The organism is Streptomyces hygroscopicus (assembly GCF_026168105.1).
In the GTDB taxonomy this organism is placed as follows: Bacteria; Actinomycetota; Actinomycetes; order Streptomycetales; family Streptomycetaceae; genus Streptomyces; species Streptomyces hygroscopicus_D.
Map to the genome: position 1 here is coordinate 1 of NZ_LBMW01000078.1, position 22300 is coordinate 22300.

Annotated in this window: 21 protein-coding genes and 2 pseudogenes; 16 read left to right on the forward strand and 7 right to left on the reverse strand. The window is 71.6% G+C overall.

What is annotated here, in order from left to right; genetic code table 11:
* Positions 1-180 precede the first annotated feature (180 nt).
* A complete protein-coding gene (locus tag AAW14_RS37130; RefSeq protein ID WP_265568866.1) occupies positions 181-462 on the reverse strand; it encodes an HPr family phosphocarrier protein in 282 nt (93 codons plus the stop codon).
* 158 nt (positions 463-620) lie between these two features.
* Between AAW14_RS37130 and AAW14_RS37135 the strand changes: the two genes are divergently transcribed.
* The 4 genes from AAW14_RS37135 (at position 621) to AAW14_RS37150 (ending at position 6302) form a co-directional block, all read left to right on the forward strand.
* The gene (locus tag AAW14_RS37135) at positions 621-3422 is read left to right on the forward strand and encodes a bifunctional GNAT family N-acetyltransferase/acetate--CoA ligase family protein (RefSeq protein ID WP_265568867.1); all 2802 of its coding nucleotides are present in this window, start codon (positions 621-623) and stop codon (positions 3420-3422) included.
* 366 nt (positions 3423-3788) lie between these two features.
* The gene (locus AAW14_RS37140) at positions 3789-4376 is read left to right on the forward strand and encodes a DUF5998 family protein (RefSeq protein ID WP_265568868.1); all 588 of its coding nucleotides are present in this window, start codon (positions 3789-3791) and stop codon (positions 4374-4376) included.
* Positions 4376-5566 carry an alkaline phosphatase family protein gene (locus AAW14_RS37145; RefSeq protein ID WP_265568869.1) on the forward strand — a complete coding sequence of 397 codons (1191 nt, stop codon included), beginning with the start codon at positions 4376-4378 and terminating at the stop codon, positions 5564-5566. Before AAW14_RS37140 ends, AAW14_RS37145 begins: the two co-directional genes overlap by 1 nt.
* A gap of 82 nt (positions 5567-5648) precedes the next feature.
* A complete protein-coding gene (locus tag AAW14_RS37150) occupies positions 5649-6302 on the forward strand; it encodes a thymidine kinase (protein ID WP_265568870.1) in 654 nt (217 codons plus the stop codon).
* Positions 6303-6323: 21 nt separating this feature from the next.
* On the opposite strand, the gene AAW14_RS37155 is transcribed toward AAW14_RS37150, so the two are convergent.
* Complete coding sequence (locus AAW14_RS37155) at positions 6324-7127, reverse strand: VOC family protein (protein ID WP_265568871.1); 804 nt, start codon at positions 7125-7127, stop codon at positions 6324-6326.
* A 319-nt stretch (positions 7128-7446) separates the two neighbouring features.
* On the opposite strand from AAW14_RS37155, the gene AAW14_RS37160 reads away from it, so the two are divergent.
* A complete protein-coding gene (locus AAW14_RS37160; RefSeq protein ID WP_265568872.1) occupies positions 7447-8298 on the forward strand; it encodes a sulfurtransferase in 852 nt (283 codons plus the stop codon).
* 75 nt (positions 8299-8373) lie between these two features.
* Here AAW14_RS37160 and sepH read toward each other — a convergent pair whose 3' ends face one another.
* Complete coding sequence (gene sepH / locus AAW14_RS37165; protein ID WP_265568873.1) at positions 8374-9411, reverse strand: septation protein SepH; 1038 nt, start codon at positions 9409-9411, stop codon at positions 8374-8376.
* A 507-nt stretch (positions 9412-9918) separates the two neighbouring features.
* Between sepH and AAW14_RS37170 the strand changes: the two genes are divergently transcribed.
* Complete coding sequence (locus AAW14_RS37170) at positions 9919-10713, forward strand: hypothetical protein (RefSeq protein ID WP_265568875.1); 795 nt, start codon at positions 9919-9921, stop codon at positions 10711-10713.
* Here the strand turns inward: AAW14_RS37170 and AAW14_RS37175 are convergent.
* Positions 10637-11956, reverse strand: a complete 1320-nt coding sequence (locus AAW14_RS37175) for a D-arabinono-1,4-lactone oxidase (protein WP_265568876.1) — start codon at positions 11954-11956, stop codon at positions 10637-10639. The two genes, AAW14_RS37170 and AAW14_RS37175, sit on opposite strands and share 77 nt — an antisense overlap.
* A pseudogene (locus AAW14_RS37180) lies at positions 11916-12586 on the reverse strand (MFS transporter); the annotation flags it as partial. The pseudogene AAW14_RS37180 and the gene AAW14_RS37175, both read right to left, overlap by 41 nt.
* Positions 12587-12814: 228 nt before the next feature.
* Here AAW14_RS37180 and AAW14_RS37185 point away from each other — a divergent pair.
* A complete protein-coding gene (locus tag AAW14_RS37185) occupies positions 12815-13942 on the forward strand; it encodes a ferrochelatase (RefSeq protein WP_265568877.1) in 1128 nt (375 codons plus the stop codon).
* 8 nt (positions 13943-13950) lie between these two features.
* Positions 13951-14760 (forward strand): inositol monophosphatase family protein, encoded by an 810-nt coding sequence (locus AAW14_RS37190; protein WP_265568878.1) that lies wholly within the window; start codon positions 13951-13953, stop codon positions 14758-14760.
* Between the two features lie 71 nt (positions 14761-14831).
* Here AAW14_RS37190 and AAW14_RS37195 read toward each other — a convergent pair whose 3' ends face one another.
* Positions 14832-15005, reverse strand: coding sequence for a hypothetical protein (locus tag AAW14_RS37195; RefSeq protein WP_181923169.1), 174 nt, complete (start codon positions 15003-15005; stop codon positions 14832-14834).
* A 415-nt stretch (positions 15006-15420) separates the two neighbouring features.
* On the opposite strand from AAW14_RS37195, the gene AAW14_RS37200 reads away from it, so the two are divergent.
* From AAW14_RS37200 to AAW14_RS37215, 4 genes are all read left to right on the forward strand, one after another.
* Positions 15421-16074 (forward strand): response regulator transcription factor, encoded by a 654-nt coding sequence (locus AAW14_RS37200; RefSeq protein WP_055494404.1) that lies wholly within the window; start codon positions 15421-15423, stop codon positions 16072-16074.
* A gap of 5 nt (positions 16075-16079) precedes the next feature.
* Positions 16080-17312, forward strand: a complete 1233-nt coding sequence (locus AAW14_RS37205; RefSeq protein ID WP_265568893.1) for a sensor histidine kinase — start codon at positions 16080-16082, stop codon at positions 17310-17312.
* 394 nt (positions 17313-17706) lie between these two features.
* Entirely contained in the window at positions 17707-18003 is a 297-nt protein-coding gene (locus tag AAW14_RS37210) for a DUF4193 domain-containing protein (RefSeq protein ID WP_003993510.1), read from the forward strand.
* A 13-nt stretch (positions 18004-18016) separates the two neighbouring features.
* Entirely contained in the window at positions 18017-18931 is a 915-nt protein-coding gene (locus AAW14_RS37215; RefSeq protein WP_265568888.1) for a hypothetical protein, read from the forward strand.
* An 84-nt stretch (positions 18932-19015) separates the two neighbouring features.
* Here the strand turns inward: AAW14_RS37215 and AAW14_RS37220 are convergent, their stop codons facing one another.
* Complete coding sequence (locus AAW14_RS37220; protein ID WP_265568889.1) at positions 19016-19477, reverse strand: DUF3093 domain-containing protein; 462 nt, start codon at positions 19475-19477, stop codon at positions 19016-19018.
* A gap of 58 nt (positions 19478-19535) precedes the next feature.
* On the opposite strand from AAW14_RS37220, the gene AAW14_RS37225 reads away from it, so the two are divergent.
* From AAW14_RS37225 to AAW14_RS37240, 4 genes and pseudogenes are all read left to right on the forward strand, one after another.
* Positions 19536-20120, forward strand: coding sequence for a PaaI family thioesterase (locus AAW14_RS37225; RefSeq protein ID WP_265568890.1), 585 nt, complete (start codon positions 19536-19538; stop codon positions 20118-20120).
* Entirely contained in the window at positions 20117-20632 is a 516-nt protein-coding gene (gene dut / locus AAW14_RS37230; RefSeq protein ID WP_265568891.1) for a dUTP diphosphatase, read from the forward strand. The genes AAW14_RS37225 and dut overlap by 4 nt, the downstream gene beginning before the upstream one ends.
* Position 20633: 1 nt before the next feature.
* Complete coding sequence (locus AAW14_RS37235; protein ID WP_265568892.1) at positions 20634-21395, forward strand: DUF3710 domain-containing protein; 762 nt, start codon at positions 20634-20636, stop codon at positions 21393-21395.
* Positions 21396-21839: 444 nt separating this feature from the next.
* Positions 21840-22300: pseudogene (locus tag AAW14_RS37240) on the forward strand (histidine kinase); the annotation flags it as partial.

A 22300-nucleotide genomic window follows, 5' to 3' on the forward strand; every position in this document is an offset into this window, starting at 1 on the left:
CCGATCTCCCGTCCGCCCCGTCCCCCCCATCCCTTCGCTCGGTGACATCCGCCGCGGAAAAGCACGGCGCCCGTGCACGGGTGCGGACGCGACGGAGCCGCGTCGACGCCCGTGCGGACGCGACGGAACCGCGTCCGCCGTGAAGGCCGACGCGGCTCCGCAGTGCAGGTGCCCGAAGGGTCAGACGGTCTCGGGGAGCTCCTCGAGACCCTCGGCGACCAGCTTGGCCAGACGGTCCAGAGCGGCGTCCGCGCCCTCCGCGTCGGAGGCGAGGACGACCTCCTCGCCGCCCTGGGCACCCAGGCCGAGGACTGCCAGCATGGAGGCGGCGTTGACGGGGTTGGCCCCGGCCTTGGCGATGGTCACGGGGACGCCGGAGGCCGTGGCTGCCCGGACGAAGATGGAGGCGGGGCGGGCATGGAGACCCTCGGCCCAGCCGACGTTGACGCGGCGCTCAGCCATGTGTTGCTGCCCTTCAGGTGTATCAGGGTTGTCTAGACCAGTGTTCCATATATGAAGCCCGCCCAGGAAGAGGCGGCGGCCGGTACCCCTGCGGGCCCGGGCCGGTCCCCTCAGCCTGCCTCGCGCTGTTGTCGGACGCGAGCCTTACTCTGGGGCCCATGCAGACCGCGTCGGACCGGCACGAGTACCCCGCCCACTGGGAGGCCGACGTGGTGCTGCGCGACGGCGGTACCGCGCGCATCAGGCCCATCACCGTCGACGACGCCGAGCGCCTCGTCAGCTTCTACGAGCAGGTCTCGGACGAGTCGAAGTACTACCGCTTCTTCGCGCCGTACCCTCGCCTGTCCGCCAAGGACGTCCGCCGCTTCACGCACCACGACTTCGTGGACCGGGTGGGGCTCGCGGCCACGGTCGGCGGCGAGTTCATCGCCACCGTACGCTACGACCGCATCGGTACCGACGGGCTGCCCGCCTCGGTGCCCGCCGACGAGGCGGAGGTCGCCTTCCTGGTGCAGGACGCGCACCAGGGGCGGGGCGTCGCCTCCGCCCTCCTCGAACACATCGCGGCGGTCGCGCGGGAGCGCGGCATCCGCCGGTTCGCTGCGGAGGTGCTCCCCGCCAACAACAAGATGATCAAGGTGTTCACCGACGCCGGGTACCAGCAGAAGCGCAGCTTCGAGGACGGCGTCGTACGCCTGGAGTTCGACCTGGAGCCGACCGACCGCTCGCTGGCCGTACAGCGCGCGCGGGAGCAGCGGGCCGAGGCGCGATCCGTGCAGCGGCTGCTCGCGCCGGGCTCGGTCGCCGTCATCGGGGCGGGCCGGGCGCCCGGGGGAGTTGGCCGCAGCATCCTGCGCAACCTCGGCGAGGGCGGTTACACCGGCCGCCTGTACGCGGTGAACAGGTCGTTCGGGGAAGGGCAGAAGGAAGTCGACGGGGTGCCCGCGCACCGTTTCGTCCATGAGATCGCCGAGCCCGTCGACCTCGCCGTCGTCGCCGTCCCCGCCGAGCACGTCCCGGAGGCGGTCGCCGAGTGCGGAGAGCACGGGGTGCAGGGGCTCGTGGTCGTCTCCGCCGGATACGCCGAGAGCGGGCCGGACGGACGGGAGCGCCAGCGGGAGCTGGTACGGCAGGCGCGGTCGTACGGGATGCGGATCATCGGGCCGAACGCCTTCGGGGTCATCAACACCTCGCCGCGGATCCGGCTCAACGCGTCCCTGGCGCCCGAGATGCCGCGCCCCGGGCGCATAGGGCTGTTCGCCCAGTCCGGCGCCATCGGCATCGCCCTGCTGTCGCGGCTGCACCGGCGCGGAGGAGGCGTCACCGGAGTCACCGGAGTGTCGACCTTCGTCTCCTCCGGCAACCGGGCGGACGTCTCGGGCAACGACGTCCTGCAGTACTGGTACGAGGACCCGGACACCGACGTCGCCCTGATGTATCTGGAGACCATCGGCAACCCGCGCAAGTTCACCCGGCTCGCGCGCCGCACGGCGGCGGCCAAGCCGCTGGTGGTGGTGCAGGGGGCGCGCCACGGAGGTGCTCCGCAGGGCCATGCCGTACGGGCCACGCGGCTGCCACACGCGACCGTGTCCGCGTTGCTGCGGCAGGCCGGGGTGATCCGGGTGGACACGATCACGGAACTGGTCGACGCGGGGCTGCTGCTGGCCCGGCAGCCGCTGCCCGCCGGGCCGCGGGTTGCGATCCTCGGAAACTCCGAGTCGCTGGGGCTGCTGACGTACGACGCGTGTCTGGCCGAAGGGCTGCGGCCCCTGCCGCCGCTCGACCTGACTACGGCGGCCTCGGCCGAGGACTTCCACCGGGCGCTGTCCGCGGCGCTGGCCGACGGCGCGTGCGATGCCGTCGTCGTGACGGCGATCCCGGCGGTCGGCGAGGCCTCGGAGAGGGACGCCGCGCTGGCACAGGCGCTCCGGTCGGCCGCCGCTGCGGCCCCCGCCAAGCCGGTGCTCGTGGTGCACGTGGAGCTGGGCGGGCTCGCGGAGGCGTTGTCCGCAGCGGCCAGCACAGCACCCCAGGCGCAGCGCAGCGACCTGCCGCGCGCCGCCGGACCGCCGCCCACGGTTCAGGCTCCGGCCGGGGCCCGCCTCATCCCCGCCTATCCCGCCGCAGAGCGCGCCGTCCGCGCCCTCGCCGAAGCGGTCAGATACGCCCAGTGGCGGCGCGAGTCCGCCGACCCCGGCAAGGTGCCCGAGTACGAGGACATCGACGAGAAGGGCGCCGCCGCGCTGATCCACGGTCTGCTCGCGCGGGGGCAGGGGCTGACGCTCGGCAGCGACGCGACGTGCGACCTGCTCGCGCGGTACGGCATCCACGTTCGCAGGGCGCTGTCCGCGCCCACGCCCGATGCCGCCGTTGAGGCCGCCCGCTCGATCGGCTACCCGGTGGCACTCAAGGCCACCGCCCCCCATCTGCGGCACCGCGCCGACCTTGGCGGCGTCCGGCTGGACGTGGCCGACGAGGAGCAACTACGCCGGGCCTACGCCGAGTTGACCGAACTGTTCGGCAAGCCGGAGGAGCTGCGGCCGGTCGTCCAGGGCATGGCGCCACGCGGCGTCGACACGTTCGTACGGGCCGTGATCGATCCGGCGGCCGGGGCCGTGTTGTCGTTCGGGCTCGCGGGAGCCGCCTCGCAGCTGCTCGGCGACACGGCGCACCGCCTGGTTCCGGTCACCGACCGCGAAGCCGCCTCCCTGGTCCGGTCGATCCGGACGGCCCCGCTCCTGTTCGGCTGGCGTGGTTCCGCACCTGTCGACACCCGCGCCCTGGAAGAGCTGATGCTGCGCGTGTCGAGGCTGGTCGACGACCATCCGGAGGTCGTGGCGGTCACCCTGGAGCCCGTTGTCGTCGCCCCACGTGGCCTGAGCGTGCTGGGCGCCACCGTCCGGCTCGCGCCCCCGCCCGCCCGCGACGACCTCGGCCCGAGGACGCTCCCGGTGTACTGAGGGCCCGCGAACGGTGCCGCGCAGTCGGTGGCCCCCTTCGGACACCCTCGCCCGGCGCCTGCAGTGGCCCCTGGCGCCCGGCGAGGCGATGATCGCGGGGAAGGTCCAGCGCCCGGAGGCGGCGCTGCGGCCAAGGAGGTCATTGCCCACCGGCCGTCCGATGGCGGACGACTTCGTGCCGGAATCCCCGGTGACAGGCGAGGAGCCATTGTCCCGGGGCCCTGGTGACAGGCGAGGAGCCATGGTCCAAGGCCCTGGTGACAGGCGAGGAACCGGCGTATGCCGTCGGGCCACGGGTACCGGTGAACGGCCCCGATGCGCTTGACTGTCCCGGACCGGCCTTGTCCACGGATTAGGATGGACGTCATGGCCAAGACCAGTACGACGACCCAGGGGCTGCGATCGGCGATCGAGCGCAGCGGCTACTACCCGGCTCTCGTGGCCGAGGCGGTGGAGGCCGCGGTGGGCGGCGAGCCCATCCGGTCGTATCTGGTCCACCAGGAGACCACGTTCGACGCGAACGAGGTGCGTCGGCACGTGACAGTGCTGGTCCTCACCGGCACCCGCTTCATCGTCAGCCACACCGACGAACAGGCCGCGGACGACACCTCCCCGACGCCGTACGCGACGACGTCGACGGAATCGGTGAAGCTCGGACGGATCTCGTCGGTCGTCGTCAGCCGCGTCGTCGCCAACCCGGAGTCGTACACCCCGGGCACCGTGCCCCGCGAGGTCGTCCTGACCATCGGCTGGGGCGCCGTCTCCCGCATCGACCTGGAGCCCGCCGCCTGCGGCGACCCCAACTGCGAGGCGGACCACGGCTACACGGGCAGCTCGACGGCGGACGACCTCAGCCTCCGCGTCAGCGAAGCCGGGGACGGCCCGGAGACGGTGCGCCAGGCGCTCGCCTTCGCGCAGTCCCTCTCCGAGGCGACCGCGGACCTCACCCGCTGATGGCCCTGTCCACCTGGGACGACCACCCGGAACCGCTCGCCGTCGGCTCCGCGCCCCTCCCCGAGTACGGCACCGGCTCGCTGGCCGACCTCCTGCCCACCCTGGCCGCGGGCATGGGCGTCCCGGGCCAGACCGCAGGCATAGCCGAGCTGACCGCCGCCGACCGCAACTGCGTCTTCCTGGTCGACGGGCTCGGCTGGGAGCAGCTGAGGGCACACCCCGACGAGGCACCCTTCCTGACCTCGCTCCTCGCGTCCTCCCGCGGCGGCACCGGGCGCCCGATCACCGCGGGCTACCCGGCGACGACCGCCACCTCGCTCGCTTCCGTCGGCACCGGTCTGCCTCCCGGCGCGCACGGCCTGCCGGGATACACCGCGCGCAACCCCGCGACGGGCGAGCTGATGAACCAGCTCCGCTGGCAGCCCTGGACGGAGCCGCGCGCATGGCAGCCGTATCCGACCGTCTTCCAGCTCGCGGCCGCGGCCGGCGTGCACACCGCACAGGTGACCTCCCCGACCTTCGAGAACACCCCGCTGACGAAGGTCGCGCTGAGCGGCGGGACCTTCCACGGCCGGCTGACCGGTGAGGACCGCATGGACCTCGCGGCCGGGCAACTGGCCGCCGGTGACCGCTCCCTGGTCTACACGTACTACGCCGAGCTCGACGGCGCCGGTCACCGCTTCGGCGTCGACTCGGACGCCTGGCGCGGCCAGCTGCTGTACGTGGACCGGCTCGTCCAGCGCCTGGCCGAGCAGCTTCCCCCGCGCAGCGCTCTGTACGTCACCGCGGACCACGGCATGATCGACATCCCGTTCGACGAACAGCACCGCATCGACTTCGACGAGGACTGGGAGCTGCGCGCCGGAGTGGCCCTGCTGGGCGGCGAGGGACGCGCCCGGCACGTCTACGCCCTGCCGGGCGCCGAGAACGACGTGCTGACCTGCTGGCGTGAGGTGCTCGGTGAGCAGTTCTGGGTGGCCTCGCGCGACGAGGCGATCGCTGCGGGCTGGTTCGGCCCCCGCATCGACGAACGGGTGTACGCACGCATTGGTGACGTGGTCGCCGCGGCCCGGGACGACGTGCTCATCATCGCGTCGGAGCGGGAGCCGAAGGAGTCGGCGATGGTCGGCAACCACGGGTCGATGACGCCTGTGGAACAGCTGGTGCCCCTGCTGGAAGTCCGCACCTGAGCGATGCGAGCCGTCCGGCGCCCAGTACGCTCCTGAAGATTCGCCGCGCCCTCCGCCCGTCCCGAAAGGTCCTCAACCGCCCATGCCCGAGCTGGTGTTCTTCTCCGGAACGATGGACTGCGGGAAGTCCACGCTGGCTCTCCAGATAGAGCACAACCGCTCCGCGCGGGGGCTGCAGGGCATGATCTTCACCCGCGACGACCGGGCCGGCGAGGGCAAGCTCTCCTCCCGGCTCGGGCTGGTCACGGACGCGGAGGAGGTGGCGGACGGGCAGGATCTGTACGCGCATCTCGTCGACCATCTCTCCCGGGGCGGGCGCGCGGACTACGTGATCGCGGACGAGGCGCAGTTCCTGGCGCCGGAGCAGATCGACCAACTGGCCCGCGCCGTCGATGACCTCGGCATCGACGTCTACGCCTTCGGCATCACGACCGACTTCCGCAGCAAGCTCTTCCCGGGCTCGCAGCGCCTCGTGGAACTGGCCGACCGGGTCGAGGTGCTCCAGGTGGAGGCCCTGTGCTGGTGCGGCGCCCGCGCCACGCACAACGCTCGTACGATCCGCGGCGAGATGGTGGTCGAGGGCGCTCAGGTGGTGGTGGGCGACGTCAACCAGTCCGCGGACGAGGTCGGCTACGAGGTGCTGTGCCGCCGCCACCACCGGCGGCGCCTGACGGCGGCCACGGCCCGCGCCGCAGCCCTCTCCCCGGACGTCCTGCCGGTGTCGTCAACCGGGTGACCCGCAGGTTCACCCGGCGATTCAGTCGAGCCGACTGACCACCGAGAAGGTCGCCCCCTCCGGGTCCGCGAGCGTGACCATGCGGCCCAAAGCCATGTTGCACGGGGGGCGCACGACGTGCCCGCCCAGCTCGGCGACCCGCTCGGCCGTCGCGTCGGTGTCCGCGACCTGGAAGTACGTCATCCAGTGCGGCCCCCGGTCGCGAGGCAGGGCGTGCCCGACACCGTGGATGCCGGCGACGGGACGGCCCTCGATGTGCAGGGTGACGTAGTCGAAGTCGGGAGAGACGACCGGCTCCTCCTCGTAGCCGAAGACGGTCTGGTAGAACTTGGCGACGCTCGCCGTGTCATAGGTGAGCAGCTCGTTCCAGGCCGGGGTGCCCGGGACACCGGTCAGGCCCATGCCGAGGTGTTCGGCCGCCTGCCAGATGCCGAACACCGCGCCCATCGGGTCGCACGCGATCGCCAGCCGCCCCGCCTCGGCCGCGTCCAGGGGGCCGACGCCCACCGTTCCGCCGCAGCTGCGCACCGCCTCCGCGGTCGCGTCCACGTCGTCCGAGCCGATGTACGGCGTCCAGGCGATCGGTAGGTGCCGGTCCAGCGGGAGCTGGCCGATGCCCGCCACCTCGTAGTCGTCCAGCAGAGCCCGCACGTACGGCCCGAGGTGCTGCGGTCCCGGCCGGAACTCCCAGCCGAACAGCGCGCGGTAGAACTCCTGGGTCGCGGCCATCCCGTGCACCATCAGACTTACCCAGCACGGTGTCCCGGGCGGGTGCCAGTCGTGCGTTGTGCCGTTCAGGCCGGCCGACCCCCGTGCCTCGGTCATGGTCACTCTCTCCTCGGCCCCTGGTGGTGGCCGCTCGGCTTCCGCTCCGTGCACCTGTGCCGCGTACGCGTCCGTGCACGCTCCGTGCCGATGCTCGCACCACCGGTCGCACCACGTCCTCCGGCCGCGCCGTCCGGACACTCACGACCGAAGGATGCCTGATTTGCCGTTTTTTATCCGTCACATGTGGTTGCTGTGCCGTTGTCATCGGCTCTACAGCATGTGCCCGATCCCGTACACCAAGTGATCGGGCCTGTCCGGCGGAGCAGACTAGCCGGACCTGGGCTATGCGGCCACCCCGTGCGCAAGGATGGGGGCCATGAAGGCCATCATCTCCGCATCCGAACTCGCGAGCGACTTGGCGGGACCGCGGCCGCCGACGCTCCTGGACATCCGGTGGCAGCTGAGTGTCGCGGCGGCGGCCGGCGCCCCCTCCTTCGACGGGCGAGCCGCCCACGCGGCCGGGCACATTCCGAGCGCCGTCTTCGTGGACCTGGACGCCGATCTCGCGGGTCCGCCGGGCCCCGCCGGGCGGCATCCGCTGCCCGGTACGGAGCATTTCGGGGCTGCCATGCGGGCCGCCGGAGTCTCCGCGGACCGGCCGGTCGTCGTGTACGACGGAGGGCAGGGCTGGGCCGCGGCGCGGGCGTGGTGGATGCTGCGCTGGACGGGCCATCCGGATGTGCGGGTGCTGGACGGTGGCCTGTCCGCCTGGGACGGACCGCTGGCCTCCGGGACCGAGGAGCCGGCCGCCGGTGACTTCCGGCCCGTGCCGGGGGCGCTGCGATTGCTGGACGCCGACGGCGCCGCCGCGCTCGCCCGGACGGGACTGCTCCTGGACGCGCGGGCGGGTGAGCGCTACCGGGGCGAGGTCGAGCCGATCGACCCCGTCGGCGGCCACATCCCCGGGGCGGTGTCGGCGCCGACGACGGAGAACGTGACCGAGACCGGACACTTCCGGTCCCCGGCCGAACTCGCCGACCGCTTCAAGGCGCTCGGCGTCACGGAGGACACCGAGGTCGCCGTGTACTGCGGCTCGGGCGTCTCCGCCGCACACGAGGTGCTGGCGCTCACGATCGCCGGAATCCCGGCCGCCCTGTATGTGGGGTCGTGGTCGGAGTGGTCGGCGGGCCCTGGCCGTCCGGTGGCGGTGGGTCCCGGCCCGGAGTGAACGCGAGGGGTCCACGCCGGTCGCGGCGCGGACCCCCTCGAAAGCCACTCGGTCCCGTTTTCGGGCTGGTGGCGGCTACTCCTGCTTCTTGCGCCGCGTCCCGAACACGATCTCGTCCCAGCTGGGGACGGCGGCTCTGCGGCCGGGGCGGACGCCGTCCGCCTCCGCCTGGCGGTCCGTCGCACCGACCAGACGGTCCCGGTGGCTCCCGACCGTGCGCGGCATGAGGACGTCCGCGTAGGCGGAACCGGCCGAGGCCGCGGGCGCGGGCGGCTCCTCCGCCTCGGGCTCCTGGACGGGCTCCTCCTGCGGTTCCGCGGGCAGCTCGGGCACCACCATGTCGCCGCGGAAGCTCGGCACCGCCTCCAGGAGGCTGGTGAGCGAGTCGCGTTCGCCGGCGGTCTCCTCTGCGGGCTCGGACGCCTGGGACGGCAGGACGGGACGGTCCGTCTGGCGCTCCAGGCCACGGTCCAGCCGGCCCTCGCGCGGCAGACGCGCGATCCGAGGTACGAAGGGGTAGCTCGGCTCGGGTGCCGCGAGGTCGTCGGACTCGCCGATCAGGGAACGCGCCTCGTCGTCGACGGCCTGGACGAGCCGCCGGGGCGGGTCGTACGTCCAGCTCGCCGAATGGGGCTCACCCGCGACCCGGTAGACGAGCAGCACCTCCCAGGTGCCGTCGTCGCGGCGCCAGGAGTCCCACTGGACGGTGTCCTTCTCCGCGCCGCGCAGGAGCAGCCGCTCCTGGACGGCCTCGCCGAGCTGGGGACCGGTGTTCTCGCCGGGCCGGCGCACGGGAGTCTTGCGGGCACGCTCGGCCATGAAGGCGCGCTCGGCCAGCACGGGGCCCTCGAACCGGCGAACGCGGTCAACGGGGATCCCGGCGAGCTGGGCGACCTCCTCGGCGGACGCGCCAGCACGTATCCGCGCCTGGATGTCTCGCGGGCGGAGATGGCTCTCCACCTCGATTTCGATCTGGCCGAGGCGGGGACGGTCGCCGCGCACGGCGGCTCGGAGCCGTTCGTCGATCGGAAGCGTGTACTCCGTGCTGTCCGCAGCCTTCAGCACCAGCCGTGTGCCGTCATTGGAGACGGCCACGACACGCAGTTCGGGCATGGGGACCTCCCGGGTGGTGCCTGCCGACGTCACGTGCGTCGCTGCTTCCGCTAGTCGAGTGTGGCCTGCCCGGGTGCAGCCTGCCACAACCTTGCCGAGTTGCCCGGCGTGTCGGGCACGGGCCCTGGATCGCCGTTATGGCACGGTTACCTATTCGCAACGCTAAGTGACGAACTCCGTCACCCTGTGCAATTAGCCCCCTCCCGGTGGTCCGGCAAGGCCCCGGACGCCCTGGCGGGAGACCGGACCCAGGGCTCGCAACAGTACTCCATTCGGGCCATGTGCGTGGATCGGCACGCCGCCCAACTTCTGGCAAGGGGTGCGAGTTGGCCGTCCGATCCGCGGTTTTCGCGGCCTACAAACGTGGCGCACTTCACCTAATCAGCAGAAACGGAACTAATCGCTTCGGACTTACGTCTTCCCTCGTGTGGCCGGACGATCACGTCCGGACGGCCGAGCGTCCATGTGTGGACGATTACGTACGGGAAAGGCAGGCAAGTTCCGGGGATGCGTGGGAAACCGGACGTCGGTGCGGAGGGGGAAGCCGGGACGGAGGCCCGGAAGAAGCGGCTGGATCTGAGCGTCCCTCAAGTGGCGGGCAGTGCCGTGGCCGCGGTGGTGGCGGCGAAACTCGCCTCGTACTTCGGCGTCTACGGGACGATCCTGGGCGCCGGTCTGGTCAGCACCGTCGCCACCTGCGGCGCTTCCGTCTTCCAGCACGTCTTCCGGCACACCGGCGAGCAGATACGGGGGACCGGAGGGGGCGCCGCGCAGAGCGGACGCCGGGAGCACCGGGCGCCCGCCCCGGGCGAGTTCGGCGAGGGCACCGTCTACCGCGCGGGGGCGCGCGGCCGACGGCGACCGGTGATCGCGGCCGCTCTCGTCTTCGGCGTCACCATGGCCGGGATCACCTCGTACGAACTGGTGCCGGGCAACGGCTTCGGCGGCGGTTCGAGCACCACGGTCGGTGACGCCCTGACCGGCCACGGGAAGCCGTCGGCGCGGTCGGGCACCTCGCCGTTGCCCGCACGGATGCCGTCCTATGGTGCCGGTGCGCCGTCGGACGGCGCCTCCGTGGCGAACGCGCCGGGCGGTGACACCGGCTCCGCTCCGGCAAACGGCGGCACCGGGACGACGGGGAGCCCGGCGCCCGGCGCCACGCCCGCCACGCCCGGCACAGGCGCCGGCGTCTCCGGCGTGACTCCCGCCTCGCCGAGCGCGTCGGCTATGAGCCCAGCACCCGACGCAGGTAGCCGTTCCCGAACCGCCGATCCGGGTCAAGGCGGTCCCTCAGGGCGGTGAACTCTCCGAAGCGCGGGTAGGCCTCGGCGAAGTACTCGGCGTCGCGTGTGTGCACCTTGCCCCAGTGGGGCCGCCCCCCGTGCGCGGTGAAGATCCGCTCGGCGGCGGTGAAGTAGGCCTGATAGGGGGTACCTCGGAACATGTGTACCGCGATGTACGCGCTGTCCCGTCCGGAGGCCGTGGACAGGGTGATGTCGTCGGCCGGGGCGGTGCGGACCTCCACGGGGAAGCTCACACGCTGGTTCGAGCGGTCGACCATGGTCTTCAGTTCACGCAGCGTCTCCGTCAGGGCCTCGCGCGGGACGGCGTACTCCATCTCCACGAACCGCACCCGGCGCGGTGACGTGAAGACCTTGTAGGGGATGTCGGTGTACGTGCGGGCCGACAGGGCGCGGCTGGAGATACGGGCGATCGCCGGGATGGCGGCGGGTGCGGCGCGGCCGACCCAGTTGGCCACCTGGAAGACGCCGTTGGAGAGGAACTCGTCCTCGAACCAGCCGCTCAGCTGCCCGACCGGCTTCTCGGGGCCGGCGCTGCGGTTGTTTCGCTTCGTGTTGGTGTTTCCGGTGTGCGGGAACCAGTAGAACTCGAAGTGCTCGTTCTCGGCCCACAGTTCGTCGAACTCGGCGAGGACCCTCTCGAAGGGCATCGGCTCCTCGCGGGCAGTGAGCAGGAAGACGGGCTCCACCGCGAAGGTGATCGCGGTGATGATCCCCAGGGCGCCGATACCGATCCGGGCCGCCGCGAAGACGTCCGGGTTCTCGTGCTCGGAACAGGTCAGCACCGAGCCGTCCGCCGTCACCAGTTCGAGCCCCGTGATCTGCGCGGCGATCGAGCCGGACTCGCGGCCGGTGCCGTGCGTGCCGGTGCTGGTGGCGCCGGAGACCGTCTGCTCCATGATGTCGCCCATGTTCGTGAGCGACAGCCCCTCGCGCGCGAGTGCCACGTTGAGTCTCTTGAGCGGGGTCCCCGCCTCGACGGTGACCGTGCCGGCCTCACGGTCGAGCGCACGTATGCCGGTCAACAGTTGAGGGCGTATCAACACCCCGTCGGTCGCGGCGACGGCCGTGAAGGAGTGTCCGGTGCCCACGGCCTTCACCTGCAGGCCGTCCTCGGCCGCCTTCCGTACGGCGGCGGAGAGCTCCTCGACCGAGGCGGGGGTGACCTCCCGTACGGGCCGGGCGGTGACGTTCCCCGCCCAGTTACGCCACGTGCCGCTCTTCCCGCTCACTGTGGTGCTCATGGGACCCTCCCCGCTGCGGAACCGGCCTGCCCAGCCGGCGATACCCGAGGAAACCGACCGCGACCGCGACGGTCCCGGACACCGCCGGAACCCCGTACCCGGACCTCGCGCCGGCGGCGTCGATCACCCGGCCGGCCACCGAGGAGCCGATCGCGAACCCGACCGCGAGCCCGGTGGACACCCGGGTCGTTCCCTCGGTCGGTTGCGCACGTGGTACGTGCCGTTCGACGAGGGCCATCGTCGTGATCACCGTGGGTGCGATGGACAGGCCCGCAACGAACAGCGCCACGGCCAGAAGCGGCAAGTTTCCGACCAGTAGGAGGGGGATCATACTCACGGCCACGGCACACTCGCCCAGAAGCCACCTGCGTTCCGGCGCCCCGGAGAAGCGCAGCGGCCCGAAGACCAGGCCCGCGACGCAGGAGCCCGCCGCGCAGCGCGCCAGGACGACGCTCGCCGCCGCCTTGTGGCCGCGCTCGTCGGCGAAGGCGACGGTCACCACATCGACCGCGCCGAAGATCGTTCCGGTCGCGGCGAACGTGGTCCCCGGGACGCGCAGTCAGGGCGAGCGAAGTGCGTGCCGCCGGTGTGCCGCTCGCGCGGGTGCGGCTGGGGCTCCGTGGCGCGCTGACCCGGGTGCGGTGAACAGGGTGCGGCAGGGGCTGGGCACATGGTCTCCGGCGCAGTGCAGTAAGGCGCGTAATTCTGGAACATGCCTTACGAGCCGGGCGGCGCCCACCGTATTTCGCGCGTGCATCCGCACCAGTGTTCGGACAGAGGATCGTGGGCGGCCTTCGTCTGCCGGTCCGGGGGCGGGTGGCGGGAGTGTTGTCGGTGCCGGGTGGCAGGATCGTAGACATGCCCGACGCACTCGACCCCAGCCCGTACGACGCCCTGCTGCTCCTCTCGTTCGGAGGCCCGGAGGGGCCGGACGACGTGGTCCCGTTCCTGGAGAACGTGACGCGGGGCCGGGGCATCCCCAGGGAGCGCCTCAAAGAGGTGGGGCAGCACTACTTCCTCTTCGGCGGGGTCAGCCCCATCAACACCCAGAACCGCGCCCTCCTCGACGCCCTCCGCAAGGACTTCGCCGACCACGGCCTGGACCTGCCCGTCTACTGGGGCAACCGCAACTGGGCGCCCTACGTGACCGACACCCTGCGCGACATGGTCACCGACGGCCACCGCCGCGTCCTGGTCCTGGCCACCAGCGCGTATGCCTCCTACTCGGGCTGCCGTCAGTACCGCGAGGACCTCGCGGGCGCCCTGGCCGCTCTCGGGGCCGAGGGCCTCGAGCCGCCGCGGATCGACAAGCTGAGGCACTACTTCAACCACCCCGGCTTCGTGGAGCCGATGATCGAGGGTGTCCTGGAGTCCCTGGCCGACCTCCCCGAGGACGTCCGGGCCGGCGCGCACATCGCCTTCACCACGCACTCCATCCCCACCGCCGCGGCGGACACCTCCGGCCCGGTCGCGGACCACGGCGACGGCGGGGCGTATGTCCGGCAGCACCTGGACGTGGCCCGGCTGATCGCCGACGCCGTGCGCGAGCGGACGGGAGTCGACCACCCCTGGCAGCTCGTCTACCAGTCGCGCTCGGGCGCCCCGCACATTCCCTGGCTGGAGCCGGACATCTGCGACCACCTGGAGGAGCTGCACGGCGCCGGGGTGCCGGCCGTCGTGATGGCGCCGATCGGGTTCGTCTCGGACCACATGGAGGTCCTCTACGACCTCGACACGGAGGCCACGGCGAAGGCCGGGGAGCTGGGGCTGCCGGTGCGCCGCTCGGCCACCGTGGGCGCCGACCCGCGGTTCGCCGGCGCGATCCGCGATCTGGTCGTCGAGCGCGCCACGGCCGAGCGGGGACAGCAGGTGACCCCCTGCTCCCTCGGCGCCCTCGGCCCGAGCCACAACGTCTGCCCCGTGGGCTGCTGCCCGGCCCGCGCCCCCAAGCCCGCCGCGGCGGGCGCCGACAGCCCGTACGCGTGAGGAGCACCGTGACCGAGCCGGCCGACCCGCTGAACGCCGAACTCCTGGAACTCGCCTTGGAGGCCGCGACCCGCGCGGGCGCCTTCCTGCGCGACGGGCGCCCCGACGACCTGGGGGTGGCCGCCACCAAGACCAGCGCCATCGACGTCGTCACCGAGATGGACATCGCCGCCGAGAAGCTGATCACCGGGCTGCTCACCGACCGCCGGCCAGAGGACGGCCTGCTCGGAGAGGAGGGCGCCAGCGTCGAGGGCACCAGCGGTGTCGAGTGGGTGATCGACCCGATCGACGGCACCGTCAACTACCTGTACGGGCTCCCCAGCTGGGCGATCTCCATTGCGGCCCGCAAGGACGGGGAGACCCTCGTGGGCGTGGTCCACGCGCCGATGCGCGGGGAGATCTTCCGGGCCGTCCGGGGCGAGGGGGCGTTCGTCAACGACCGCCGGGCCCGGGTGCGTCCCGCCGCCGATCAGGCCCTCGCCCTCGTGGGCACCGGCTTCGGCTATCTGGCCGAGCGCAAGCTGCAGCAGGCCGAGGTGGTGCGACGGCTGATCCCCGAGGTGCGGGACATCCGGCGGGGCGGCTCCGCCGCGATCGATCTGTGCGATGTGGCGGCGGGCCGCCTCGACGCGTACTACGAGCGGGGACTGAACCCCTGGGACTACGCGGCGGGCGACCTGATCGCCCGCGAGGCGGGCGCCCTGACCGGTGGCCGCCCCGGCGAGCCCCTCTCCCCGGCCCTGGCGATCGCGGCCCCACCGGGTCTGTTCGAACGGCTCCAGACCCGACTGGACGAACTGGGGGCATGGCACGACTGACGCGTCGCGCCCCAGCACGCGAAGCGGGGCCCCGGCCTGGATCTGCCGGAGCCCCGCTTCGTGCGAGCTGATCAGACGCGCGTCGCGCCGACTTCCACACCGTGCTCGGCGGCAAGGCGGTGCAAGTCGTCGAGTTCCGACTGCTCGACCTCCGCGAGGAAGTCGTCGCCGGTCTCACGGGCCCGCGTCAGGTCGGACTCGGTCGCCCGTATGCGCTGCAGAAGTCCTGCGGTGAATGCGTCCATGCTGCGCCCCCTCGTCCTGGGTCGTGGGTCGGTGGCACGGGGGTGTGCCCTTGGGAAGGGGCGATCACGTCTCTACTGGGTGCCCAGCGCAGCCCTGGCTGGGCGGCGACGGTGCCGGACACCCACGCCCGCCCTACGGGAAGAGGTGAGGAGCAGACCACATGGTGGTGTGCCATATGCAGAGCGTGATCGCGGGGTGTAAAGCCGTCCTCCCCCAGCTCCCTTCCGCGGAAACCTCAACCGCGCGAGAAAAATTCGCATTCCCGGGTACCCCGGGGCGGCCCCCGGGCGCCGCCACCTGTCTTACAGCCGGTTTACGGCGGAAAAGGGCAGGATGGAGGTCTCACCCATGACAGACCTGCCCGTGGGCTGCCCGTGAGCGGCCATACGGGTGGACAGAGGAAGGACAAGCGACGTGCGCGTACTCGTCGTCGAGGACGAGCAGCTGCTCGCCGATGCGGTGGCCACCGGACTGCGCCGGGAGGCCATGGCCGTCGACGTCGTGTACGACGGTGCGGCCGCCCTGGAGCGCATCGGCGTCAACGACTACGACGTGGTCGTCCTCGACCGTGACCTCCCGCTCGTGCACGGCGACGACGTCTGCCGCAAGATCGTGGAGCTCGGCATGCCCACCCGCGTGCTGATGCTCACAGCCTCGGGCGACGTCAGCGACCGCGTGGAGGGCCTGGAGATCGGCGCCGACGACTATCTGCCCAAGCCGTTCGCGTTCAGCGAGCTCATCGCGCGCGTGCGCGCCCTCGGCCGGCGTACGAGCGTGCCGCTGCCGCCGGTCCTGGAGCGCGCCGGGATCAAGCTCGACCCCAACCGCCGTGAGGTCTTCCGCGAGGGCAAGGAGGTCCAGCTCGCACCCAAGGAGTTCGCCGTCCTGGAAGTCCTCATGCGCAGCGAGGGTGCCGTCGTCTCGGCAGAGCAGCTCCTGGAGAAGGCCTGGGACGAGAACACGGACCCCTTCACCAACGTCGTACGCGTGACGGTCATGACCCTGCGCCGCAAGCTCGGCGAGCCCCCGGTCATCGTCACCGTGCCCGGCTCCGGATACCGGATCTGATGACTGTGGCCACGACCCCCGCACCACCCTCGGCGCCCCCCAAGCCCACCTGGGACCCCCGCAGGCCGGAGCTTCCGTTCCCCTGGCTGCGCCCGACCATCCGCATAAGGCTCACGCTGCTGTACGGCGGAATGTTCCTGATCGCCGGCATCCTGCTGCTGTCGATCATCTATCTGTTCGCGGCGCACGCGCTCAACGTGGGCAGTGAGCTGCCGTTCAAGATCCTCTCGGGCCAGGTCGCCAGCGACACCTGCAACCTGCCGCAGTCGCCGACGGCGAGCGAGCTCAACAACGCCCTGTACGCCTGCGTGAACGAGCAGCGCCAGCACGCCCTGGACAACCTCCTCAGCCGCTCGCTGCTGGCCCTGCTAGGCCTCGCGGTGATCGCCTTCGCCTTCGGGTACGCGATGGCCGGCCGAGTGCTGTCGCCGCTCGGCCGGATCACGCGTACGGCGCGCGCGGTGGCCGGCTCGGACCTGTCCCGCCGGATCGAGCTGGACGGGCCCGACGACGAGCTGAAGGAGCTGGCGGACACCTTCGACGACATGCTGGAGCGGCTGCAGCGGGCGTTCACGGCCCAGCAGCGGTTCGTCGGCAACGCCTCGCACGAGCTGCGCACTCCGCTCGCGATCAACCGCACGCTTCTGGAGGTGCACCTGTCCGACCCGGGGGCGCCTGCCGAACTGCAGCAGCTCGGCAGGACGCTGCTGGCCACCAATGAGCGCAGCGAGCAGCTGGTGGAGGGACTGCTGCTGCTCGCCCGCAGCGACAACCAGATCGTGGAGCGCAAGCCCGTGGATCTGGCGGAGGTCGCCTCGCAGGCCATCGACCAGGTGCACGCCGAGGCGGATGCCAAGGGCGTCCGGATCCGTGGCGGGCGCTCTCCCGTGGTCGTCCAGGGCAATGGCGTCCTGCTGGAGCGAATCGCCCTGAACCTCGTCCAGAACGCGGTGCGCTACAACGTCCCGGAGGACGGCTGGGTCGAGGTGACGACGGAGGTTCAGCACGGCCAGGCGGTGCTGCTGGTCGCCAACACCGGACCGGTGGTCCCCGCGTACGAGATCGACAACCTCTTCGAGCCCTTCACACGGCTGCGTACGGAGCGGACGGGCAGCGACAAGGGCGTGGGCCTCGGCCTGTCCATCGCGAGGTCCGTGGCGCGCGCCCACGGCGGTCACATCACCGCGCAGCCTCGTGAGGGGGGTGGGCTCGTCATGCGCGTCACCCTGCCCATCTGAGATCATGGCCCCGGCTCGACCCGATGTTCGCTTTGCGCGGAATTTTCGGGTTGCGGGTCCGAACGGTCCATGTGTGATCGATCACAAGCACTTTTTTCCGGCCATCTACTCTCCGTGATCATGTATGCCTCCAAAAGGCCGGGAAAATCCGGGTTTTCCGGGGGCTTGATCACGGGAAGTACACGATGAGGTGCCTTTGATGTAAGGCACGGGAACCGTGTACGGTCCGGTTCGCCATCCAACCCGATCACTCTTGAGGAGTCCGGTTGGGTGTCGATTGAGTAACAGACCTTGATGTGAGGCAAAATCTCCGCCTCGAGGCGGGCACAAGTCCGGCCTCTCACGCGTTACGTGCGCTGGAGACACCCGCAGACACCCAGAGGGGGAGAGCGAAATGGCAACCGATTACGACACTCCACGCAAGACCGATGACGACGTCGACTCCGACAGCCTCGAAGAGCTGAAGGCCCGGCGGAACGACAAGTCCGCTTCGGCCGTCGACGTGGACGAGTTCGAGGCCGCCGAGGGCCTGGAGCTTCCGGGCGCCGACCTCTCCAACGAGGAGCTGGCCGTCCGGGTGCTGCCGAAGCAGCAGGACGAGTTCACCTGCATGAGCTGCTTCCTCGTGCACCACCGCAGCCAGCTGGCCCGCGAGAAGAACGGCCAGCCGATCTGCCGCGACTGCGACTGAGGGCGGGTCGGCCGTGACCGGCTCGACCCCTCCTCGGAAGCGCCGCTTCCTGCACAGGGAAGCGGACCCGGAGCCTGTCAAGGGCTCTCACGGTGTGCGTGACGACGAGCGGGGCTCTTCCGGCACGGAAGCGGCCTCGCTCGAACCGGCACCCGTCACTGGGGCCCCGCCGGTGGGGGCCCAGGCACCGGACGCTCCTCCGGCGCCCGTCGGGCGCCACCGTGCGGCCGTCGTCGGGGACGTGCTCCGGGACGTGCTCCGGGAGGGCGTCCGCAAGGGCGGCACCCGGGCCAGGGTGGGCCTGGCGTACCTCACGGACCGGATCATCGACATCGCCCCGCGGATCCCCGTGCGGGACCTCGCGACCCTCCGCAGGCACTTCCCGGGCCTCGGCCCCGAGGAACTCGCCGACAAGCTCGTCGCGGGCGCGGCAGGGGCTACCGCCACGGTCGGTGCCGGCATCGGTGCCGCGGCGATGCTGCCCGTGCCGCCGGCCATGCCGACCGAGCTGGCCGCGGAGATCACCGGGGTCGCGGCGATCGAGCTGAAGCTCATCGCCGAACTGCACGAGGCGTACGGCGTGCGGCCGCCCGGCAACCTCGCTCAGCGCAGCACCGCCTATCTGAAGTCCTGGTCGGGCGAGCGCGGGATCGACGTGGCCAAGCCCGCGACCATCGACGCGGCCCTGGGCGGGCAGATGAAGCGGGAACTGCGGCAGCGGATCACGAAGCGGGTGGTGCGGGATCTGCCCAACCTGATGCCGTTCATGGTGGGGGCCGCGGTGGGGGCGGTCATGAACCGGCGGGACACCAAGCGGCTCGCGGAGCGGATCCGGGGGGATCTGCGGAAGATGCAGGTGCCCTGGGAGGCGCTGCCGAAGCTGCCACCGCTGGAGAAGCCGGCCGACCCCCTGGAACTCGGCCCCTGAGAGAAGCCGGCCGACCCCTCGGAAGTCGGCCCCTGAGAGAAGCCGGCCGACCCCTCGGAAGTCGGCCCATGAGCGGGGGAGTACCTACCCCTCCGCCCGTGCCGTCTTGATCGCCGCCGCCAGCCGCTCCGGCTCCCGCGTCGACAGGTACAGGTACGGCGTCGGGTCCTCCGGGTCCGTGACCTCGACTTTCAGAGCCGTCGGGATGTATGCGCGCAGAAGCATGAACGCGCGTGGGTTCGCCTTGTAAGTGCGCCAGGCGCGGGCGTCTTCCTGGTCCAGGACCTGCGCCTCGCCGAGCGCCGACACCGGGATCTTCGCCTCGCCCGCGATCAGCGAGTCGCCCACCACCCGGATGCGGATGGAGCCGTACGAGCTGGCCACGACGGCCGAGGCCGCCGTGCCGCCGACCAGCCCCCCGAGCAGCGGCAGCGTGCCGAAGGGGACCAGCACCAACGCCATCGCGACGCCGACCAGGAGGCACAGCAGCCACCAGGAGCGGGGCGCGGTCAGGCGTTCTTCGTACGGCGACGCGGAGAGCTGCATGAGGCCAAGCTTGGCACGGTGTCCGGGGTGCGTTCACGCGCGGGTAAGGTCTGCGGCTGTGAGTGCTACTACCGGGGCCCTGACGCCTCCCGCCGACGCCGTGGCGCCCGTACGGCACCCCGAGGCCCCCGCGCCGGGCGAGCCGCTCGGATCGCACTACGGGCAGTGCTTCGGGTGCGGGGAAGACCAGCCCCACGGCCTGCATCTGCAGGCGCGGGCCGGTGAGGGCGTGTCCATCGCCGCCGAGTTCACCGTGCGGCCCGCCCATCAGGGCGCGCCCGGGCTCGCCCACGGCGGGGTCCTCGCCACCGCCCTCGACGAGACCCTCGGCTCGCTGAACTGGCTGCTGCGCACGATCGCGGTGACCGGACGGCTGGAGACCGACTTCGTAAGGCCGGTGCCCGTGGGCACCGTGCTGTATCTGGAGGCCGAGGTGACGGCGGTCGCCGGGCGGAAGATCTACTCCAGGGCGACCGGGCGGATCGGCGGCCCCGACGGGCCTGTCGCCGTCCGTGCCGAGGCCCTCTTCATCGAGGTGAAGGTCGACCACTTCATCGACAACGGCCGCCCGCAGGAGATCCAGGCGGCCATGAGCGACCCGGACCGGCTCCGGCGTTCACGAGCCTTCGAGGTGAACCCGTGACCAGCGACCCCGTGAACGTGCTGATCCGGCGCATCGACCCCGACGTACCGCTTCCGGAGTACGCGCACCCGGGCGATGCGGGAGCCGATCTGCGCACCACCGACCGCTGTGTGCTGAAGCCCGGCGAGCGGGCCGTTCTGCCCACGGGCGTGTCTGTCGCGCTGCCGGAGGGGTACGCGGCCTTCGTGCACCCGCGTTCCGGTCTCGCCGCCCGCTGCGGTGTCGCCCTCGTCAATGCCCCGGGGACGGTGGATGCCGGGTACCGTGGGGAGATCAAGGTGATCGTGGTGAATCTCGACCCGCGCGAGAGCGTGCGGTTCGAGCGCTTCGACCGGATTGCCCAACTGGTCGTCCAGCAGGTCGAGAGGGTCCGCTTCCAGGAGGTCGCGGAACTTCCCGATTCGGCGCGGGCCACGGGGGGCTTCGGGTCCACCGGCGGTCATGCCGCCGTGGGCGGCACAACGGGTGGGAATCGATACGCTTCGGTCGTATCCGACCGGGAAGGACAGTGACGTGTTCGGACGTCGCAACAAGAAGGGTGCCGCCGAGGATGCGGCCGGCGAGGCCGAGCAGGTCGTCGACGGTGTCGACACTGAGGCGGACGAAGAGGTCGAGCGCGAGCGCGTGAGGCTCGAACCGGAGCCGCGGCCCGACGGCCCGTGGGACAGCTCCGAGGTCCGTGAGCCCGGTGAAGGCCGGGTGGACCTGGGCGGTCTGCTGGTGCCCGGGGTCGAAGGCATGGAGCTGCGGGTCGAGGTCGCGGGCGACGCGATCGTCGCGGCGACCGTCGTGCTGCATGACAGTGCCGTCCAGCTGCAGGCCTTCGCCGCGCCCAAGCGCGAGGGCATCTGGGGCGAGGTGCGCGAGGAGATCGCCAGCGGCATCACCCAGCAGGGTGGCATCGTCGACGAGGTCGAGGGTCCGCTGGGCTGGGAGCTGCGCGCACAGGTACCGGTGCAGCTGCCGGACGGCACGGGCGGCTTCCAGGTCGTGCGGTTCGTCGGTGTGGACGGCCCCCGCTGGTTCCTGCGGGGTGTCATCTCCGGCCAGGGTGCCGTGCAACCGCAGGCGGCGGGCCTGCTTGAGCAGATCTTCCGTGACACGGTCGTGGTCCGTGGCGAGGGCCCGATGGCCCCGCGCGACCCGATCGTCCTGCAGCTGCCGAACGACGCGCAGATGGTGCCCGAAGGTGTTCAGCAGGAGGAGGGCACCTCCCGCTTCTCCGGTGGCATGGGGCAGTTGCAGCGCGGACCGGAGATCACCGAGGTCCGCTGACCGCCCGGCAACCAGAACCAGCACAGGCCGTATCCCTTGCAGGGGTACGGCCTCTTTGCCCCCCGCCGGCCTCGTCCGCCGCCCTGGTACATCACCTGCGACGACCGGTGCTCGAAGCAGCGCATCGCGCTGGATGACCCCTGTTCGGCCCTCCTCAAGCGGCACACCAACTGCAACGCGCCCCTGCAGACCGCCTGTGCGGCCTCCTCCTGGCCCGGGGCACCGAGGTCGGCTGCAACGCCCTGGACAAGCGCTTTCGCACCGGCCCCCGGAGCCGTCCGGACCAGCCCCCCGGGGCCCTCCCCAGGGGGTCCTCGGGCCCGTGTGCACGTATCAGGGTTCCGTCAAAGACGTCCTGCCGTACGCCCCCCGCCCCATTTGCCGTGATTATTGGCCGTAAGGTCGACGCAGCGTGCACAGCAGTGACGGGAAGACAATGGGGCCATGGGACGGGGCAAGCTTCGGATCTACCTCGGTGCGGCACCGGGCGTGGGCAAGACCTACGCCATGCTGTCCGAGGCGCACCGGCGTGTCGAGCGCGGCACCGACTGCGTGGTGGCGTTCGTGGAGCACTACGATCGGCCGCGCACCGAGGTGATGCTGCGCGGTCTGGAGCAGATACCGCGCCAGGAGCTCGTCCACCGGGGCTCGCTCTTCACGGAGATGGACGTGGACGCCGTGCTGGACCGTGCCCCCGCCGTCGCCCTGGTGGACGAACTCGCCCACACCAATGTCCCAGGTGCCCGCAACGCCAAGCGGTGGCAGGACGTCGAGGAGCTGCTCGCGGCCGGGATCGACGTGGTTTCGACCGTCAACATCCAGCACCTGGAGTCCCTCGGCGACGTCGTCGAGTCCATAACGGGCATACGGCAGCGCGAGACCGTACCCGACGAGGTGGTGCGCCG

Coding starts and splice junctions, on each gene's coding strand:
- AAW14_RS37130 (WP_265568866.1), bottom strand. CDS start 462: ATGGCTGAGCGCCGCGTCAACGTCGGCTGGGCCGAGGGTCTCCATGCC.
- AAW14_RS37135 (WP_265568867.1), top strand. CDS start 621: ATGCAGACCGCGTCGGACCGGCACGAGTACCCCGCCCACTGGGAGGCC.
- AAW14_RS37140 (WP_265568868.1), top strand. CDS start 3,789: ATGGCCAAGACCAGTACGACGACCCAGGGGCTGCGATCGGCGATCGAG.
- AAW14_RS37145 (WP_265568869.1), top strand. CDS start 4,376: ATGGCCCTGTCCACCTGGGACGACCACCCGGAACCGCTCGCCGTCGGC.
- AAW14_RS37150 (WP_265568870.1), top strand. CDS start 5,649: ATGCCCGAGCTGGTGTTCTTCTCCGGAACGATGGACTGCGGGAAGTCC.
- AAW14_RS37155 (WP_265568871.1), bottom strand. CDS start 7,127: ATGACCGAGGCACGGGGGTCGGCCGGCCTGAACGGCACAACGCACGAC.
- AAW14_RS37160 (WP_265568872.1), top strand. CDS start 7,447: ATGAAGGCCATCATCTCCGCATCCGAACTCGCGAGCGACTTGGCGGGA.
- sepH (WP_265568873.1), bottom strand. CDS start 9,411: ATGCCCGAACTGCGTGTCGTGGCCGTCTCCAATGACGGCACACGGCTG.
- AAW14_RS37170 (WP_265568875.1), top strand. CDS start 9,919: ATGCGTGGGAAACCGGACGTCGGTGCGGAGGGGGAAGCCGGGACGGAG.
- AAW14_RS37175 (WP_265568876.1), bottom strand. CDS start 11,956: ATGAGCACCACAGTGAGCGGGAAGAGCGGCACGTGGCGTAACTGGGCG.
- AAW14_RS37185 (WP_265568877.1), top strand. CDS start 12,815: ATGCCCGACGCACTCGACCCCAGCCCGTACGACGCCCTGCTGCTCCTC.
- AAW14_RS37195 (WP_181923169.1), bottom strand. CDS start 15,005: ATGGACGCATTCACCGCAGGACTTCTGCAGCGCATACGGGCGACCGAG.
- AAW14_RS37210 (WP_003993510.1), top strand. CDS start 17,707: ATGGCAACCGATTACGACACTCCACGCAAGACCGATGACGACGTCGAC.
- AAW14_RS37220 (WP_265568889.1), bottom strand. CDS start 19,477: ATGCAGCTCTCCGCGTCGCCGTACGAAGAACGCCTGACCGCGCCCCGC.